Raw genomic sequence first — 13,593 nt, 5'->3', positions numbered from 1 at the left:
GGACGCCGACGCGCGCGTCTTCTCGTCGCTCACTGCCAGGGCTCCTCTTCCGTGCTCGCCAGGATCTCCGCCAGGTGCAGCGCGCGCAGCGGCGCCCTCCGCCTGCTCAGCATGCCGCCCAGGTGCAGCAGACAGGAGTTGTCCGCGCCGCACAAGACGTCCGCGCCCGTGGACAGGGCGTTCGCGATCTTGTCGGTGCCCATCGCCGCCGAGACGTCGGGGTTCTTCACCGCGAAGGTGCCGCCGAAGCCGCAGCACTCCTCCGCGCCCGGCAGCTCCACGAGGTCCAGGCCCTTCACCGCCTCCAGGAGCCGCCGGGGCCGCTCCCCGAGGCCGAGCAGGCGCAGACCGTGACAGGACGGGTGGTACGTCACCCGGTGCGGGAAGTACGCGCCCACGTCCGTCACGCCGAGCACGTCCACCAGGAACTTCGTCAGTTCGCTCACGCGCGGCGCCAGTTCCGCCGCCTCCGCGCCGAACGACGGGTAGTGGTGCCGCACCATCGCCGCGCACGACCCGGACGGGGTGACGACGTGGTCGTACCCCTCGAAGGCCCGCACCGTGCGCCGTACGAGCGGCGCGGTCTCCTCGCGGTAGCCGGTGTTGAACTGCGGCTGTCCGCAGCAGGACTGCGCGGACGGGAAGTCCACCTCCACGCCCAGCCGTTCGAGCAGCCGGACCGTGGCCACCCCCGTCGCGGGGAAGACGGCGTCGTTGACGCAGGTGACGAAGAGGGCGACGCGCATCAGGGGTTCCTCGGGGACGGTTCGGTCCGGGCGGCGCGTTCCCGGTGCGGTTCCGGCCCGGCCGGCGGGTGGCCGGTGACGGCCGGATCCGCCGGCGCCCGGTCGGTGGCGGTTCCGGTCGGTGATTCCATGATCCCGACGCTACATTTCCCCGGCGCACCGGAACAGACGGCGTGCGGCGTTCGCGGCGACCCGCCCCGGACGCGGGCGGGGGGCGCGGGGGGGCATTGTCAGTGGTCACCCCTACCGTTCTCTCCATGACGACGACCTATCTGGAGCTGTCGCAGGACGGCGGCGGTGCCCACAAGTTCTACGAAGTGACCGTCGAGGACCTCGCGGTCTCGGTCCGCTACGGCCGGATCGGCACGAGCGGACAGACCCAGCGCTCCACGTTCCCGACCGCGCAGAAGGCGCAGGCCGCGGCGGCGAAGAAGATCGGGGAGAAGGTCCGCAAGGGGTACGCGCCCGCCGTGCCGGGCGTCCGCGCCGCCCGCCCGGTGACGCGCCGCGAGGTGACCTCGGCGCCCTCCACCGCGCGCGCCGTCGCCCCGGTGCTCTGGCGCTTCCGGACCGGCTCGGCCGCCTTCGGCATCCACGTCGACGAGGAGCGCTGCTGGGTCGGCAACCAGGCGGGGGACGTCTTCACGCTCGACCGCACCGGCGAGGTGCAGGCCCGGTTCAGCCTGCCGGACGGCGTCAAGTGCCTGGTCGCCGACGACTTCTGGATCTACGCGGGCTGCGACGACGGCAAGGTGTACGACCTGTCCTCCAAGCTCCCCTTCGCCGCGTACGACATCGCCACCGACGTCGACATCTTCTGGCTCGACATCCACGAGGGCGTCCTGCACGTCGCCGACCGGTCGGGCCGGCTCACCGTCATCGACCACGAGGACGAGCACCAGTGGGCGCGCGGCGGGCAGGGCGAGCACGCCTGGATGGTCCGCGCGGACGGCGACGCCGTCTACTACGGGGACACGCGCGGCGTCGCCGCCCACGCGCCGGACGGCGGCGGCGAGTTGTGGCACACGGCCACCGAGGGCGGGGTCCTCTTCGGCTGGCAGGAGGACACCGCGGTCTACGCGGGCACGGCCCGCAGGAAGGTGCAGCGGCTCGCGAAGAAGGACGGCCGGGTGGAGGCGGTGTACTCCTGCGACAGCCCGGTGTACTCCTGCGCCACCTCGCCCGGCGGCCGGTTCGTCTTCGCGGCCGACTCGTCCTCCTCCGTCTACTGCTTCGCGGAGGACGGCACCCGGCTGTGGAAGCTGGGAACGGGGGGCGGTTCGGCGCTCTCCATGCAGTACCGGGACGAGCGGCTCTACCTGGTGACCACGGACGGTTCGCTGGTCTGCGTGGACGCGAGCGAGACGGCGATCGAGGCCGCCCAGCAGGGCACCGTCCCGGTCGCCCGGGACGTCAAGCTGGCCGCCGCCCTCCCGGTGTACGAGCCGGCCACGACCGTCACGGCCGTGACCGCCGTCAGCGACGCCCCGGCCGGCGCGGTGGTCGTGGAGTGCGTGAACGAATCGGGCCGCACCCGGGTGCGGGTCGTCTCGCAGGGCTACGAGACCTCGTGGAACGTCCAGTTCCCGAGGGCGATCCGCGAACCCGGGGCACGGTACGTGGTCGACGCCCTGCACCCCGCCGCGGGCGGCTTCTACCGGGTCCGCGGTGACATCCGGCGGCTGCTGTGACGGACGAGGCCGGGGGCGTCTTCGAGGCGGCCGCGGGCGACGGGCCGCCGCCGTCCGACCCCGAGCAGCGGTCCCGGGAGGTCCGGGCGGCCCTCGACGGGCTGCTCCGGATCAGACGGCTGACCCGGAGCCGGGACGGGGACCCGGCCTCCGTGCCCGCCGACTGGGAACTCCGGCGGCCGGTACGGGCGGTGGCCCTGGTCCTGGAGGCCGGGGGGATCACCCCCTCGTCCGTGGACGCCGCCGGGACGCGGAGCGCCACCGGTTACCGCGTACGGGAGGGGGAGCGGCCGGGCACGGCCGTGGTGGAGTGGCTGGGCCCGCCGGGCGCGGGCGCCGCCCGGGAGGAGGCGGCGGCGCTCGGCGCGTGCGTTCCGGTCCTGGCCCGGTTCGGCTGGGAGGCCCTGCTCTACCGGGGCCCGCGCGGACGCCGCTTCCTGGAGGTGGAGCCGGCGGAACCGTAGGCGGCGGAGGGGACGGGAGCGAAGCCGGGCCCCTGCCGGGAGCCGGATGGGCGCCGGGGCGGGGCTTTCCGGCAGGGCCGGGCGGCCGGGTCCCGGGCCTCCGGGGCGGACCCCGGCCGTCCGGGACGGAGTGGACTCCGGACGGCCGGGACGGGGTCGCGCGCGGGCGGAGCGGAGCCTCAGGCGATCGAGGCGGAGACGATCGCCGCGACCGCGATGTTGCAGGAGGCCGTCACCCAGACCGCCGGGTGGGGCTCGGGGTCGACGAGGGTGGCGCCCAGCTTCCCCGGCGTGACCAGGTCGACCACGAAGAAGGCCACCGCCATCAGCACCAGGCCGAGGAGGCCGAACGCGGCGGTCGAGACGAGCCCCTTGCCGAAGTCGTCGTACGTCGTCCAGATCGAGGTGAAGACGATGCCCCCGATGCCCAGGAGCGCGGAGCTGAGCAGGACCGCGGCGTTGCGGTTGCGGTCCTCCCAGATCTGCCGCCCGAGCTTCCCGGGAGTCAGCAGGTCCACGAGCACGATGCCGAGGATCAGCAGGACCACACCGAGGGCGCCGTAGGCGCTGGTCCGGCCGAGGCCGTTGACGATGTCGCTCATGGGGTGCCGGCTCCGGAAGTTCGCGACCGCGGCGGGTCGTTGGTCGGGGACCGGCAAAATGTAGCGCACGCGCCGACGCCGTCCGCCGCCCGCCCGGACTCCGGGCGGGCGGCGGACGGCGGGCGGGACCGGCGGGGTCGGCCGCGCGGCGGGACCGAGGGGGGCCCGGCCGGGACGGCGGCCCGGCGTCAGGCGCCCGGCGGCAGGTTCTTGGCGCGCGAGCGCACCTGGACGGCCGTGACGATCTCGACCGCGCCGACCGCGACGAGCCAGATGCCGCCGAGGAGCGTGAGCACCGCGGCCGACTCCAGCGGGGACACGATCAGCACCACTCCGGCGAGCGCGCTGATGATGCCGAGGAAGACCTGCCAGCCACGGGCCGGCACGGCCGGATCGGAGGCCGCGGCCACGGTCTGGGTGATGCCCCGGAAGAGCCAGCCGATGCCGATCCAGAGCGCGAGCAGCAGGATCGACTGCATCGCGCCCCGGAAGCAGAGCAGACCGAGCAGGATCGAGAGCGCGCCGCTGATGAAGGCCATGACCCGCAGCGCGGTGCTCGCGTGCGTGCCGAAGGCGGCGACCAGTTGCATCACCCCGCTGAACAGCAGGTACAGGCCGAAGAGCACACCGGCGACCAGCAGCGACGCGCCCGGCCAGACCAGGACGAGGACGCCGAGCACCAGCGCCACGAAGCCCGCGAGGAGCAGGGCCTGCCAGGCGGCGCCCGCCAGTGCGCCGAGGGGCCCGGCCGGAACGGCCCGGTCCTGGAGCCGTTCGTGGGAGCGGTCATGAGTCTGTGCCATGGGCGGGGCCCGTCCTTTCGTGGGGAGGAGAAGGCGGTGGCGGTGCGGGACGGAACGGGACGGCTTGTGGCCTTCCCACTAAAGCAACAGCGGACAAATGCCGCAAAATATTACTCATGCGGAGCAACGGGATTCGTCCCCGGGCGGCGCGCGCCCCGGAAGGCGGTGACAGTGGAGGACGTACGTGTCCGTCTTCCCCGCCCGGAGAACCTGGAGACCCCCATGGCCCCCTTCAACCGACGCGACCTGGGACTCCTCGTGCTGAGGGGCGGCACCGGAGCCGTGCTCGCCGCACACGGGGCGCAGAAGCTCTTCGGCTGGTTCGGGGGCGGAGGCGTCGAGGGCACCGGCAAGGCGATGGAGGCGATGGGCTTCTCGCCGGGCCGGCGGAGCGCGGTCGCCGCCGGTCTCGGCGAGGCCGGCGGCGGTCTCCTCCTCGCCCTCGGCCTCGCCACCCCGGCCGCCGGCGCCGCCGCGGCCGGCGCCATGGCCGGAGCGGTCTCGGTGCACGCCCCGGCAGGCTTCTTCGCCCAGGGCGGCGGCTACGAGTACCCGGCCTTCCTCGGCTTCACCGCCGCCGCGATCGGCGTCGCGGGCGCCGGACGGTACTCCCTCGACCACGCCACCGGCCACGTCCTCGACCGGCCCTGGGTGGTGGCCGCGGCCTTCCTCGGCGCCGCGGCCGCCGCCGCGGCCGTCGTGGGCCGCCGCGCCCAGGGGCGGGCGGCCTCCGCGCGGGAGTCCTCCGAGCCGGACGCCTCCGAGCCGGGCGCCGGCCCTTCCTGACGGAGGCCGCCCGGCGACCCGCACGCGTCCGCCGCGCGGGCGGGTTAGGCTCGCCGCAGAGGAAGGGACGGGCGCCGCGCATGAAGATCGACCTGACGGACACCAATTCCAGCAAGATCAACAAAGCGATCCTGGAGGGCCGCAGGGACACCGGCACCCCCGCCGTCGGCGCCGTGCTCACCCTCGTCGTCGTCACCGACGAGGAGAACGCCTACGACGCGGTCAAGGCCGCCAACGACGCCTCCCGGGAGCACCCCTCCCGCATCCTCGTGGTCATCAAGCGCCACGCCCGCACGCTCCGCGAGCGGCACGAGACCCGGCTCGACGCCGAGGTCCGGCTCGGCAGCGACGCCGGGTCGGGCGAAACGGTTCTGCTCCGGCTCCACGGCGACCTCGGCGCCCGCGCCGACTCCGTGGTCCTCCCCCTGCTCCTGCCGGACGCGCCCGTCGTCGTCTGGTGGCCCGTCGACGCCCCGGAGGTCCCGTCCAGGGACCCGCTGGGCTCGCTCGCGCAGCGCCGCATCACCGACGCGTACGCGGTCGAGGACCCCCTGGCCGCCCTGGAGGCCCGCGCCGCCTCGTACGCGCCCGGCGACACGGACCTCGCCTGGACGCGGCTCACCCCCTGGCGCTCGATGCTGGCCGCCGCGCTGGACCAGGCGCCGCTCACCGTGACCTCCGCCGCGGTCGAGAGCGAGGCGGAGAACCCCAGCGCCGAACTCCTCGCCCGCTGGCTCGGGGTCCGGCTCGGAGTCCCCGTCGACCGGGTCGTCACCGACGGCCCGGTCGTCACCGCCGTCCGCATGGGCACTCCGGGGGGCGAGATCCGCATCGACCGGCCCGAGGGCCCGGTGGCCCGGCTCGCCATCCCCGGCCAGCCCCACCGGGTCCTCGCGCTCAAAGTCCGTCCCACGGCCGAACTGATCGCCGAGGAACTGCGCCGGCTCGACCCGGACGAGGCGTACGAGGCCGCCCTGCGCCACCGGCCCTGACCCCGCCTCCGCCGCGCACCGCGGTCCGGAACCGGCGCCGTTCGCGGGCGCGCCGTACCGACGCGCCCGCAAACGGCCCCGTCAGGAGCGGGGACCCACCGTGCGCCCGCCCGCCCGGACGGTGATGGCGAGCGCCGGGCAGGAGTCGGCGGCGTCCAGGGCGCGTTCGTCCTCGGGGATCTCCCGGCGCACCGGCTCCGCGGCGGCGCCCTCCAGCCGGTACAGGTCCGGGGCGAGCCCGGCGCACATGCCCGAACCCATGCACGCCTCCCGGTCGACCTCGGTGGTCCAGCCCACCGCGCTCACCAGCCCACCGGCATCTCGCGCGGCCCGCGCACCAGCATCCGGTCCTTCCAGCGCACGTCCCCGGCCAGGTGCAGGTCGGGGAAGCGGGTGAGGAGCGCCATGACCGCCTCCTGGAGCTCCAGACGGGCGAGCGGCGCCCCCAGGCAGTGGTGGACGCCGTGCCCGAAGCCGAGGTGCTGGACACCGGTGCGGGTGACGTCGAGCCGTCCGGGGCCGGTGAACTTCAGCGCGTCGCGGTTGGCGGCTCCGATCGCGACGAGCACCGGTTCCCCCGCCCGGACCAGGGTGCCGCCCACCTCGACGTCCTCGGTGGCGTACCGGGGGAAGGCGGCGGCGCTGCCCAGCGGGACGAACCGCAGCAGCTCCTCGACGGCCCCCTTGATCAGGTCGGGCCGCTCGCGCAGCAGCACCAGCTGGTCGGGGTGGTCGAGCAGGGCGTGGACGAAGTTCGGGATCTGGCTGGCCGTCGTCTCGTGGCCGGCGACGAGGATGCCCACGCACAGGTCGACCAGTTCCGCCTCGGTGAGCCGGTCACCGGTGTCGCGGGCCTCGATCAGACCGGTCATCAGGTCGGGCCGGGGGCGGACGCGGTGGTCCTCGATGAGCGCCGCCATGTAGGCGCGCAGCTCCTCGCGGCTGCGCCAGAACTCCTCGGCGGTCAGCGAACTGGTGGACAGCGCCGCGTCGCTCCACACCCGGAACTTCGGGCGGTCCTCCTCCGGCACTCCGAGCATGCGGCAGATGACCGCGACCGGGATGGGCAGCGCGTACGACTCCACGAGGTCGGCCGGCGGCCCGGCGGACTCCATCTCGTCGAGGAAGCCGTGGGCCAGCTCGCGCACCTGGGGCCGCAGCTTCTCGACCTGATGGACCGTGAACGCCTTGGCGACCAGGGTGCGCAGCCGGGTGTGGCCGGGCGGGTCCATGCCGAGGATGCCGGAGTCCTGCTGCGCCTCGGACTGGCGGGGCTCGTCGTGCTTGACGGCCTCGGCGCGGCTGAAACGCCGGTCGCCGAGGACCAGGCGGGCGTCGGCGTAGCGGGTGGCGAGCCAGGCGGGTTCGCCGTACGCCATCCGGACGCGTAACAGGCCCGGACGCTCCAGCGCCTCGACGTACGCCTCGGCGAGGCCGAGCCCCTCGGGTTCGTTGAAGGGATAGACGAGGGGAGTGGGGTCCGCCGTCGCGGTCATGGGGCGCCTCCGGTGGGTGATCGGGTGGTTACAGAACCTAAGGGGGGCGCCCGGGGCGGTCAATGGGGCCGCCGTCCCCCGGCGGGCGGTCCGTCGCCCCGGCCCCGGCCCGTATGCGGGTGACGTGGCGTCCCCTCCGGGCATGGCGCGCGCCGGGGACACGCCCCCGGGCGTACAGGGGGAGCCGCCGGAGGACGGACGGCCCGCCGCCGGGCGGGATCGCGGCTTCCGGCCCCGGCGCGGGGCCCCGGCGGGCCGGCCCGAAGCCCCCGCGACGGCGCATGGCGGCCGAGGGCCCGGGTAGGGGTCCGGCATGGCCGTCAGGAAGCGGTACGCGGTCGCCGCCTCGGGCAGCTGGACCGACGACGAGGACAACCGGCGCCTGCCCACCGGCGAGGTGCACGCCTGGGAGCCGGGAACGAACCAGACCGTGTGCGGGCTCTCCCTGCACCGCTCCCGGCTCACGCGGCTGTCGCACATCGCGTGGGCCGACACGTTCCCCGAGTCCGGCGGCGCCGCCGACCGGGTGCGGCGGGTGTGCCCGCGCTGCGCGTCCGTCGCCGGCCGCCGGGGCCCGGACGCCCGCCCCCGGTGGCACCGGGTGAACCCGCGCCCCTGAGCGGGGGACGGCGGGGGCGTCTTCGGGCCCGAGGAGGGGAACGTTCCCTCCCGGGGCCCCGGCTCGGGCCCCGGCTCGGGGCCCGGCTCCGGGCCCGGCTTCGGCGTCGGCAGAGTCGTCTCCCCGGCGTCGGCGGTGCGTCAGGGAAGGGCGGCGCGGTACACGAGCGCACTGAGGTCCGTCCCGTGCCCTTCGAGGAGCGAACGTCCCCGGCCGCGAGGGCGGGCGCCCGCCGCAACGGAGCGGGACGTCGTCGTCGGTGCCTCGCACCGTGCCCGGCATGACAAGCTGTGCCTGCCCATCCCCGAACCCAGGAGGTCACCATGACCCAAGAGCCCGCAGCCACGGAAGGTTCGGAGCCGACCGCCCCCGAGACGTCCCCTCTGGCGCCGGACGACGACGGCAACTACGACCTCAAGCGCAAGTTCCGCGAAGCCCTGGCCCGCAAGCGCGGTGCGCAGGCGGACGCGGCCGATGTCGCCGCCAACCCGGACGCGTCGAAGGTGCGCGCGGCGCACGGTCCGGCCGCGAGCCAGCGGTCGTTCCGGCGCAAGAGCGGCGGCTGAGCCGAACGGACCCGCGCTCCGGCCGCCCCACCGGGACGCGGCGCGCCGCCCGGCCGCCCGGTGCCGTGACCCGTGGCGTGCGCGCGTCCGCGTGCGCGCCACGGGTGGGGCATGGCCGACGGCGCCGACCGGGCCGTCCACGACGCCGGTCCGGCGACTCCCGCGCGTTCCGGCCCCGTGCCCCCGGAGAGCCCTGCTCGCCAGAGGCGCGCGGGGCTCGTCAGTGATCGTCCCAGTGCCCGTCGTGGGCGGCGTGCCGGTGGCCGTCGTGCGCGTAGTCGACGTGGTCGCCGTGGGGGACGGCCGCGTGTCCGCAGCCCGTGCCGTGCTCGTGGGGGTGGGAAGCGTGCGAGGCGTGCTCCCGGGGTTCGCATTCGTCCGCGTGGCCGTCGTGCATCCGGTGCAGGTGGCCGTCGTGCGCGTAGTCGACGTGATCGTCGTGGGGCAGCGCCACATGCCCGCAGCCTTCGCCGTGGAGGTGGGGGTGGCCGGGGTGCTCGACGTGCGTGGCAGTCATCGTTCTCTCCGTTGACGCATCGGGTGTGCCCCCTCCCGCAGTCTCCTCCGCCGCGACCGTCCGCGCACGTCCTCCGTCCCGCCGGGGCGGCACCCCGGAGGAGCCACGGCCTGCCGCCGGCCGCTCGCCCCCGCGGACGAAGGCCCGCGCCGGCCCCCGAGGGGCCCGCGCGGGACCGCGGGCCGGGCGGGCGAACACGGAGGGCCGGGGCCGGCGGTCCTGCCACCGGCTCCGGCCCTCGCGGGCGTCGGCTCGTCACACCGGCCCGCCGGGTCGGCTCGTCACATCAACCCGTCACATCGGCTCGGGGAAGATGTCGCTGATGCTCCAGGCGACGCTGAAGCAGGGGAAGAGGGCGTCGGCCTCCTGCTCGGTGTCGAGGGACTGGAGCGCGAGGATCTGGCTCATGGATGATCTCCTCTTTCCTGTAGGGGTCGTACGGTTTTCTGTACGGGCCGTACGGTCGGTCACTGCGACCCCGGCGCGGAGGCGTCCGCCACCGTGCCGAGGGGTTCATGGGGGCCGTCCGGTGCCGTCGGGCGGCCGCCGGGAGCCGGGTGGGCGCACGTACGGGGGCCCGTCGGGAGCGGGCCGGCCAGCAAGCGGCGCAGGACCAGCAGGACACCGGCCCCGCCGCTGGACAGGTCGGCGGTGAACCGCTGCGACCCCGCCCCGAGGAAGCGGACGCCGCGCCGGTACGGGACGGCGTACTTCAGCAGGCCGGTCGCGGCGCGCACCGCGTCCTCGCGGGCGGCGTCCGTGCCGGTGAGCTCGGCGTGCTCGGTCAGGAACCAGGTCAGCCCGGCAAGGCCCCGGTACAGGCCGACTTCCTTCGTGGCGCGGGAGACCCGGATGCCGGCGACCAGCCGGGGCAGCGCCGCGGCGCAGCGCTCGTCCGGGGCGGTGGCCACGTAGCGGGTGAGCACCGTCGCCAGACCGGCCGCGCCCGTGGCCAGGTACGGCATGGCACGGGTGAACCGCGCGTCGTCGGAGAGGGACAGGGCGCCGTCGTCCAGCGGGAAGGTCCGGTCCAGCTCCTGGTGGAGCAGCAGGCGGCCCGCCTCCAGGAAGCGGGCCTCACCCGTCTCGCGGGCCAGGCGGTGGAGGAAGAGGGCGACCCCCGAACGGCCGTGCAGCAGGCCGCGGGCGTCGTGCTCCCCGAGGGTGGCCGGCAGGTCGGGGGCGCGCAGCAGGTGCTCACCCGCCGCGGCGGCCCGCTCCAGGTGACCGCTCTCGCCGGTCAGCCGGTGCAGGGCGAGCCAGCCCAGACCGACCCCGGCCCGTCCGCCCGCCAGCGTGCCGCAGGAGGCGGTGAGCGGATGGCCGTCGGCGTCCCGGAGCAGGTCGACGGCCTCGTCCGGCAGGCCGAGGCCGACCAGCACCCGGGCGATGCCGGCCGAGCCGACGAGCAGTCCGGGCGGCAGCGCGCCGCGCAGCGCCAGCGTGTCGCGCCGCAGCCGTTCGCGGATCTCCTCCGGCACCGCGACCCCGGCACGGTGCAGGGCGTGCACCACCCCGGCCGTGCCGTAGGCCAGGCACACGTTGTTGGTCCGGAACGCCTCCGGCGAGGGCGGGAAGGCCCATTCCGGCCGGTCGGCGTCGGCCGTCCCGAGGAGGCCCTCGGCCACCTCCCCGGCGAACCGGGCGAGACAGCCGCGCGGATCGGCGTCCAGCTCGGCGGGGGAGGGCGGCCGACCGGGACCCTTCCCGTCCCGTGCCCGGACCTCCGCCGGGTGTTCCGCCGCGTGGAAGGCGGTCGCCCGCCGCCACAGGTCCTGCGGCGGAGCCACGTCCGCCAGGTCGCGGCGCAGCAGCGCGAGGTTGGCGGGCGCGTGCTCGGCGATCTCGTGGAACGGGGCCAGGAAGGCGAGCGCGACCGCCGCCGCGCCGTACCGGTCCCGCAGCAGCGGGTCGGTGTGGGTCCGGCGCAGGCCGGGCGGCGGTGTGAACCCCGGGGTGCCCATCCCGGAGGGGGCCTCGGACAGCGCCGAGGCCGCCTCGAAGTCCACCAGCCGGATCCCGCCCGACGGCGTCACCAGGACGTTGCCCAGGCTGAGGTCGCCGAACCGGTGACCGGCGGCGTGCAGCCGCCCGAGCGAGGCGTCCAGCCCGGCAAGGAGGTGCCGGCACGCCCCGTAGTACGCGGCGACGGACGCGGCCGTGCGGTCGGCGCGGGCCAGCGGGGAGGACCGGCTCAGCCAGCCCACCAGCGGTTCCCCCGCGATGTACTCGGTGACGAGGAAGTCGTGCTCCCACTCCGTGAAGTGGTCCAGCGGTTCCGGGCCGACCCCCGGGGCGGTCGCGTGCAGCTCGCGCAGCACGTCGTACTCGTGCCGCAGCCGCTGCCGCGCGTCGGTCCCGTCGAAGACCAGGCCGTTGTGGGCGCGGGCCTCCTTGAGGAAGACGGTGCGGCCGGTCCGCCGGTCGCGGGCCAGGTAGGCGCCGCCGGCGTTGCTCAGGCGCACCGCGCGGGTCACCTCGTAGTCGCGGATCAGGATCGGGCCCTCGTGCGGCCGTTCCTCCTGCTCGACGAAGGGGTCCGTGATCCCCGCGGGCAGGTGGAAGACGGGCAGCCGCGCGTCCACGACCTCGCGGCCGGACCCGTCGCGGACCACCCCTTCCCGGGTGCCGTCGGCCCGCAGCCGGCTGCGGGCGCCGTCGAAGGAGCCGTAGCGGTAGTGGACCGTCCGCGAGTCGCGGAAGCGCCGGTCGGTGAGGACGTACGGCCCCTCCTCCCCGTCGAGCGCGTCGCGCAGACGTTCGAGGAGTCGGCGGGCGGTCGCCGTGTCCGGCGGGTAGACGGCGCAGAACTTGCCCGCCTGGGCCCGCGCGGCGTGCTTGTGGTGGAGGAACAGGAAGAAGAGCCGGGCGCTGAGGTGCTTGAACGGCACGCCTTCGGAGAAGCAGATCCCGGCGACCGTGTCGAGCACGTGCTGCGCCCGGTCGAGCCGCGCCGACACGTGGATCTTCCAGCCCTGCCCGGCGAGCCCGGCGCGCGGACCGGGCCAGAACGTCCAGATGCCCCGGTCGGCGCCGCGCAGGCCCGGCGGCACCTCACCGGGAGCGAAACGCGGCCCGGGATCGACCACGCTGGGCAGCGGCAGGTAGTACTCCCGGTCCGCGAGCGCCTCGCCGAAGCCTTCGAGCACGGGATCTCCTCCCCGAGTGGTGGTGGGCCGCCCCCACGGTCCCGCGCGCCGGACGCCGGGACCGGCAGGTACGGGGGCGGTTGGGGCGGCGGCATGCGACCGGTGGCGGGTGAGAGCATCTCCGGAGCGACCTGCGGATCCCTCGCGTGCCCGTCGCGCGCCCCATGAGCCGGTCGGCGTCCTCGCCGCGTTCGCGGATGAGGGAAGAGGTGCCTCGGCAGACGTGCTCCTCGTGTGCGGTTCCGGCCGTAGTCGGCTGAGAACTCCTGACGGAACGACGCTTCGGGGTCGGCTCCTCGTCGTGGGGCACCGTCCGGCAGCATGGGGCGATGGACTTCGAGCAGCCGTTGCCCCGCGAGCTGAAAGCCGTCGACTCGGCCTCGTTGATCGGGCTGGAGGAGCGGGCGTGCGACCTCGGCCTGAACCAGCGGCTGGATCCGGCCTGGGTGCGGGCGAACGCGGCGCCCGACGGCACCCACTACCTGTGGCCGGCCCTGTGGCACGGCCTGTCCCACCGCCCGGACGTTCCGCGACACGTGCGGTGGGAGCTGCTGATCACCCTGCGTACGGGCGACCGCGTGCTGAGCCTGCTGGATGTGATCCCTGACGACTTCACCCCGTTGCCGAAGGTGACCTCACGCGCAGAGGGGATGTGGGTCAGGCGGCTCCTCGACCAAGCTCCTTCGGTCCGGGAATGGCTCCTGCGGAAGGACGGGGCCCCGGATCGGCGGTGACGGGCGTCGCCGGCGGACGCGTGCGCGTCCGAGGGCGAGGAAGGCTTCGGCGTCGAGTGCCGGGACCCGAGCCGTGTCCGGTACCGCGTCGCGCGATCAGCGGCTTCGCCCCGAGCGCGCGGAAGAGGCGGCGGTACTTGCCGTGGCCGTGAAGCACGAGCTGCGGCAGGTGCGGGAGCGGGGCAGCGGCGCCATCGTCAACCGTTCGTCCCCGGGCGGACTCGTCGGACGGCCCTCCTGCGGGACCGGGAGGCCCGGACAAGGCCCGGTGAAGGACTCCGCCGCCCCAGGTTCGCCCCCCGGTTCGCCTCCCCCGGTTCTCCCCTGAGAGGCCGGCTCTCCTCCGGAGACGATTCCTTGGACGAACCCCGCCCCCCAGGTGCTTCACCTGCCTGCCGGCCCGACCGGCTTGCCCGGCCGCCGCCGGG

The 13,593-nt window shown here is 75.3% G+C and carries 14 protein-coding genes; 7 read left to right on the top strand and 7 right to left on the bottom strand.

The genetic code is table 11. The features are described from left to right. Positions 1-29 precede the first annotated feature (29 nt). Complete coding sequence (locus tag ACZ6AQ_RS26310) at positions 30-746, bottom strand: (Fe-S)-binding protein (RefSeq protein WP_468762934.1); 717 nt, start codon at positions 744-746, stop codon at positions 30-32. Positions 747-1,003: 257 nt separating this feature from the next. Between ACZ6AQ_RS26310 and ACZ6AQ_RS26305 the strand changes: the two genes are divergently transcribed. Then, positions 1,004-2,437: a WGR domain-containing protein gene (locus tag ACZ6AQ_RS26305; protein WP_468762932.1), complete on the top strand. Its 1,434-nt coding sequence runs from the start codon at positions 1,004-1,006 to the stop codon at positions 2,435-2,437. Next, on the top strand, positions 2,434-2,901 hold the full coding sequence (locus ACZ6AQ_RS26300; protein WP_468762930.1) for a hypothetical protein: 468 nt from the start codon (positions 2,434-2,436) through the stop codon (positions 2,899-2,901). The genes ACZ6AQ_RS26305 and ACZ6AQ_RS26300 overlap by 4 nt, the downstream gene beginning before the upstream one ends. A 179-nt stretch (positions 2,902-3,080) precedes the next feature. Here the strand turns inward: ACZ6AQ_RS26300 and ACZ6AQ_RS26295 are convergent, their stop codons facing one another. Together ACZ6AQ_RS26295 and ACZ6AQ_RS26290 are read right to left on the bottom strand one after the other, a co-directional pair. Beyond that, positions 3,081-3,503, bottom strand: a complete 423-nt coding sequence (locus tag ACZ6AQ_RS26295) for a DUF350 domain-containing protein (RefSeq protein ID WP_468762928.1) — start codon at positions 3,501-3,503, stop codon at positions 3,081-3,083. A gap of 188 nt (positions 3,504-3,691) precedes the next feature. After that, the gene (locus tag ACZ6AQ_RS26290) at positions 3,692-4,306 is read right to left on the bottom strand and encodes an HdeD family acid-resistance protein (RefSeq protein WP_468762926.1); all 615 of its coding nucleotides are present in this window, start codon (positions 4,304-4,306) and stop codon (positions 3,692-3,694) included. A gap of 222 nt (positions 4,307-4,528) precedes the next feature. Between ACZ6AQ_RS26290 and ACZ6AQ_RS26285 the strand changes: the two genes are divergently transcribed. Next, positions 4,529-5,092: a DoxX family membrane protein gene (locus tag ACZ6AQ_RS26285; RefSeq protein ID WP_468763081.1), complete on the top strand. Its 564-nt coding sequence runs from the start codon at positions 4,529-4,531 to the stop codon at positions 5,090-5,092. Between the two features lie 80 nt (positions 5,093-5,172). Further along, positions 5,173-6,084, top strand: a complete 912-nt coding sequence (opcA, locus tag ACZ6AQ_RS26280) for a glucose-6-phosphate dehydrogenase assembly protein OpcA (protein ID WP_468762924.1) — start codon at positions 5,173-5,175, stop codon at positions 6,082-6,084. 81 nt (positions 6,085-6,165) lie between these two features. Here opcA and ACZ6AQ_RS26275 read toward each other — a convergent pair whose 3' ends face one another. Together ACZ6AQ_RS26275 and ACZ6AQ_RS26270 are read right to left on the bottom strand one after the other, a co-directional pair. Further along, a complete protein-coding gene (locus tag ACZ6AQ_RS26275) occupies positions 6,166-6,390 on the bottom strand; it encodes a ferredoxin (RefSeq protein WP_388695704.1) in 225 nt (74 codons plus the stop codon). Continuing rightward, a complete protein-coding gene (locus ACZ6AQ_RS26270; RefSeq protein ID WP_468762922.1) occupies positions 6,387-7,580 on the bottom strand; it encodes a cytochrome P450 in 1,194 nt (397 codons plus the stop codon). The genes ACZ6AQ_RS26275 and ACZ6AQ_RS26270 overlap by 4 nt, the downstream gene beginning before the upstream one ends. A gap of 313 nt (positions 7,581-7,893) precedes the next feature. On the opposite strand from ACZ6AQ_RS26270, the gene ACZ6AQ_RS26265 reads away from it, so the two are divergent. Both ACZ6AQ_RS26265 and ACZ6AQ_RS26260 read left to right on the top strand, forming a co-directional pair. Then, on the top strand, positions 7,894-8,199 hold the full coding sequence (locus tag ACZ6AQ_RS26265; protein ID WP_468762920.1) for a hypothetical protein: 306 nt from the start codon (positions 7,894-7,896) through the stop codon (positions 8,197-8,199). 323 nt (positions 8,200-8,522) lie between these two features. Continuing rightward, a complete protein-coding gene (locus tag ACZ6AQ_RS26260) occupies positions 8,523-8,765 on the top strand; it encodes a DUF5302 domain-containing protein (RefSeq protein ID WP_468762918.1) in 243 nt (80 codons plus the stop codon). 220 nt (positions 8,766-8,985) lie between these two features. Here the strand turns inward: ACZ6AQ_RS26260 and ACZ6AQ_RS26255 are convergent, their stop codons facing one another. Both ACZ6AQ_RS26255 and lanKC read right to left on the bottom strand, forming a co-directional pair. Continuing rightward, complete coding sequence (locus ACZ6AQ_RS26255; RefSeq protein ID WP_468762916.1) at positions 8,986-9,282, bottom strand: hypothetical protein; 297 nt, start codon at positions 9,280-9,282, stop codon at positions 8,986-8,988. 467 nt (positions 9,283-9,749) lie between these two features. Further along, positions 9,750-12,431 (bottom strand): class III lanthionine synthetase LanKC, encoded by a 2,682-nt coding sequence (lanKC, locus tag ACZ6AQ_RS26250; RefSeq protein ID WP_468762914.1) that lies wholly within the window; start codon positions 12,429-12,431, stop codon positions 9,750-9,752. Between the two features lie 329 nt (positions 12,432-12,760). Here lanKC and ACZ6AQ_RS26245 point away from each other — a divergent pair, with 329 nt between their 5' ends. Further along, positions 12,761-13,165, top strand: a complete 405-nt coding sequence (locus ACZ6AQ_RS26245; RefSeq protein ID WP_468762912.1) for a hypothetical protein — start codon at positions 12,761-12,763, stop codon at positions 13,163-13,165. Positions 13,166-13,593 lie beyond the last annotated feature (428 nt).

The sequence above is a fragment of the Streptomyces sp. NPDC041191 genome, assembly GCF_055591945.1.
The sequence above is the reverse complement of the archived record's forward strand: the minus strand, read 5'-3'. Positions and strand labels throughout refer to the sequence as shown.

What these genes read in the sequence shown, in the direction of transcription:
- ACZ6AQ_RS26255 (WP_468762916.1), bottom strand. Translation starts at nt 9,282, where the DNA reads ATGACTGCCACGCACGTCGAGCACCCCGGCCACCCCCACCTCCACGGC.
- ACZ6AQ_RS26295 (WP_468762928.1), bottom strand. Translation starts at nt 3,503, where the DNA reads ATGAGCGACATCGTCAACGGCCTCGGCCGGACCAGCGCCTACGGCGCC.
- ACZ6AQ_RS26245 (WP_468762912.1), top strand. Translation starts at nt 12,761, where the DNA reads ATGGACTTCGAGCAGCCGTTGCCCCGCGAGCTGAAAGCCGTCGACTCG.
- ACZ6AQ_RS26265 (WP_468762920.1), top strand. Translation starts at nt 7,894, where the DNA reads ATGGCCGTCAGGAAGCGGTACGCGGTCGCCGCCTCGGGCAGCTGGACC.
- ACZ6AQ_RS26305 (WP_468762932.1), top strand. Translation starts at nt 1,004, where the DNA reads ATGACGACGACCTATCTGGAGCTGTCGCAGGACGGCGGCGGTGCCCAC.
- ACZ6AQ_RS26310 (WP_468762934.1), bottom strand. Translation starts at nt 746, where the DNA reads ATGCGCGTCGCCCTCTTCGTCACCTGCGTCAACGACGCCGTCTTCCCC.
- ACZ6AQ_RS26285 (WP_468763081.1), top strand. Translation starts at nt 4,529, where the DNA reads ATGGCCCCCTTCAACCGACGCGACCTGGGACTCCTCGTGCTGAGGGGC.
- ACZ6AQ_RS26290 (WP_468762926.1), bottom strand. Translation starts at nt 4,306, where the DNA reads ATGGCACAGACTCATGACCGCTCCCACGAACGGCTCCAGGACCGGGCC.
- opcA (WP_468762924.1), top strand. Translation starts at nt 5,173, where the DNA reads ATGAAGATCGACCTGACGGACACCAATTCCAGCAAGATCAACAAAGCG.
- ACZ6AQ_RS26270 (WP_468762922.1), bottom strand. Translation starts at nt 7,580, where the DNA reads ATGACCGCGACGGCGGACCCCACTCCCCTCGTCTATCCCTTCAACGAA.
- ACZ6AQ_RS26260 (WP_468762918.1), top strand. Translation starts at nt 8,523, where the DNA reads ATGACCCAAGAGCCCGCAGCCACGGAAGGTTCGGAGCCGACCGCCCCC.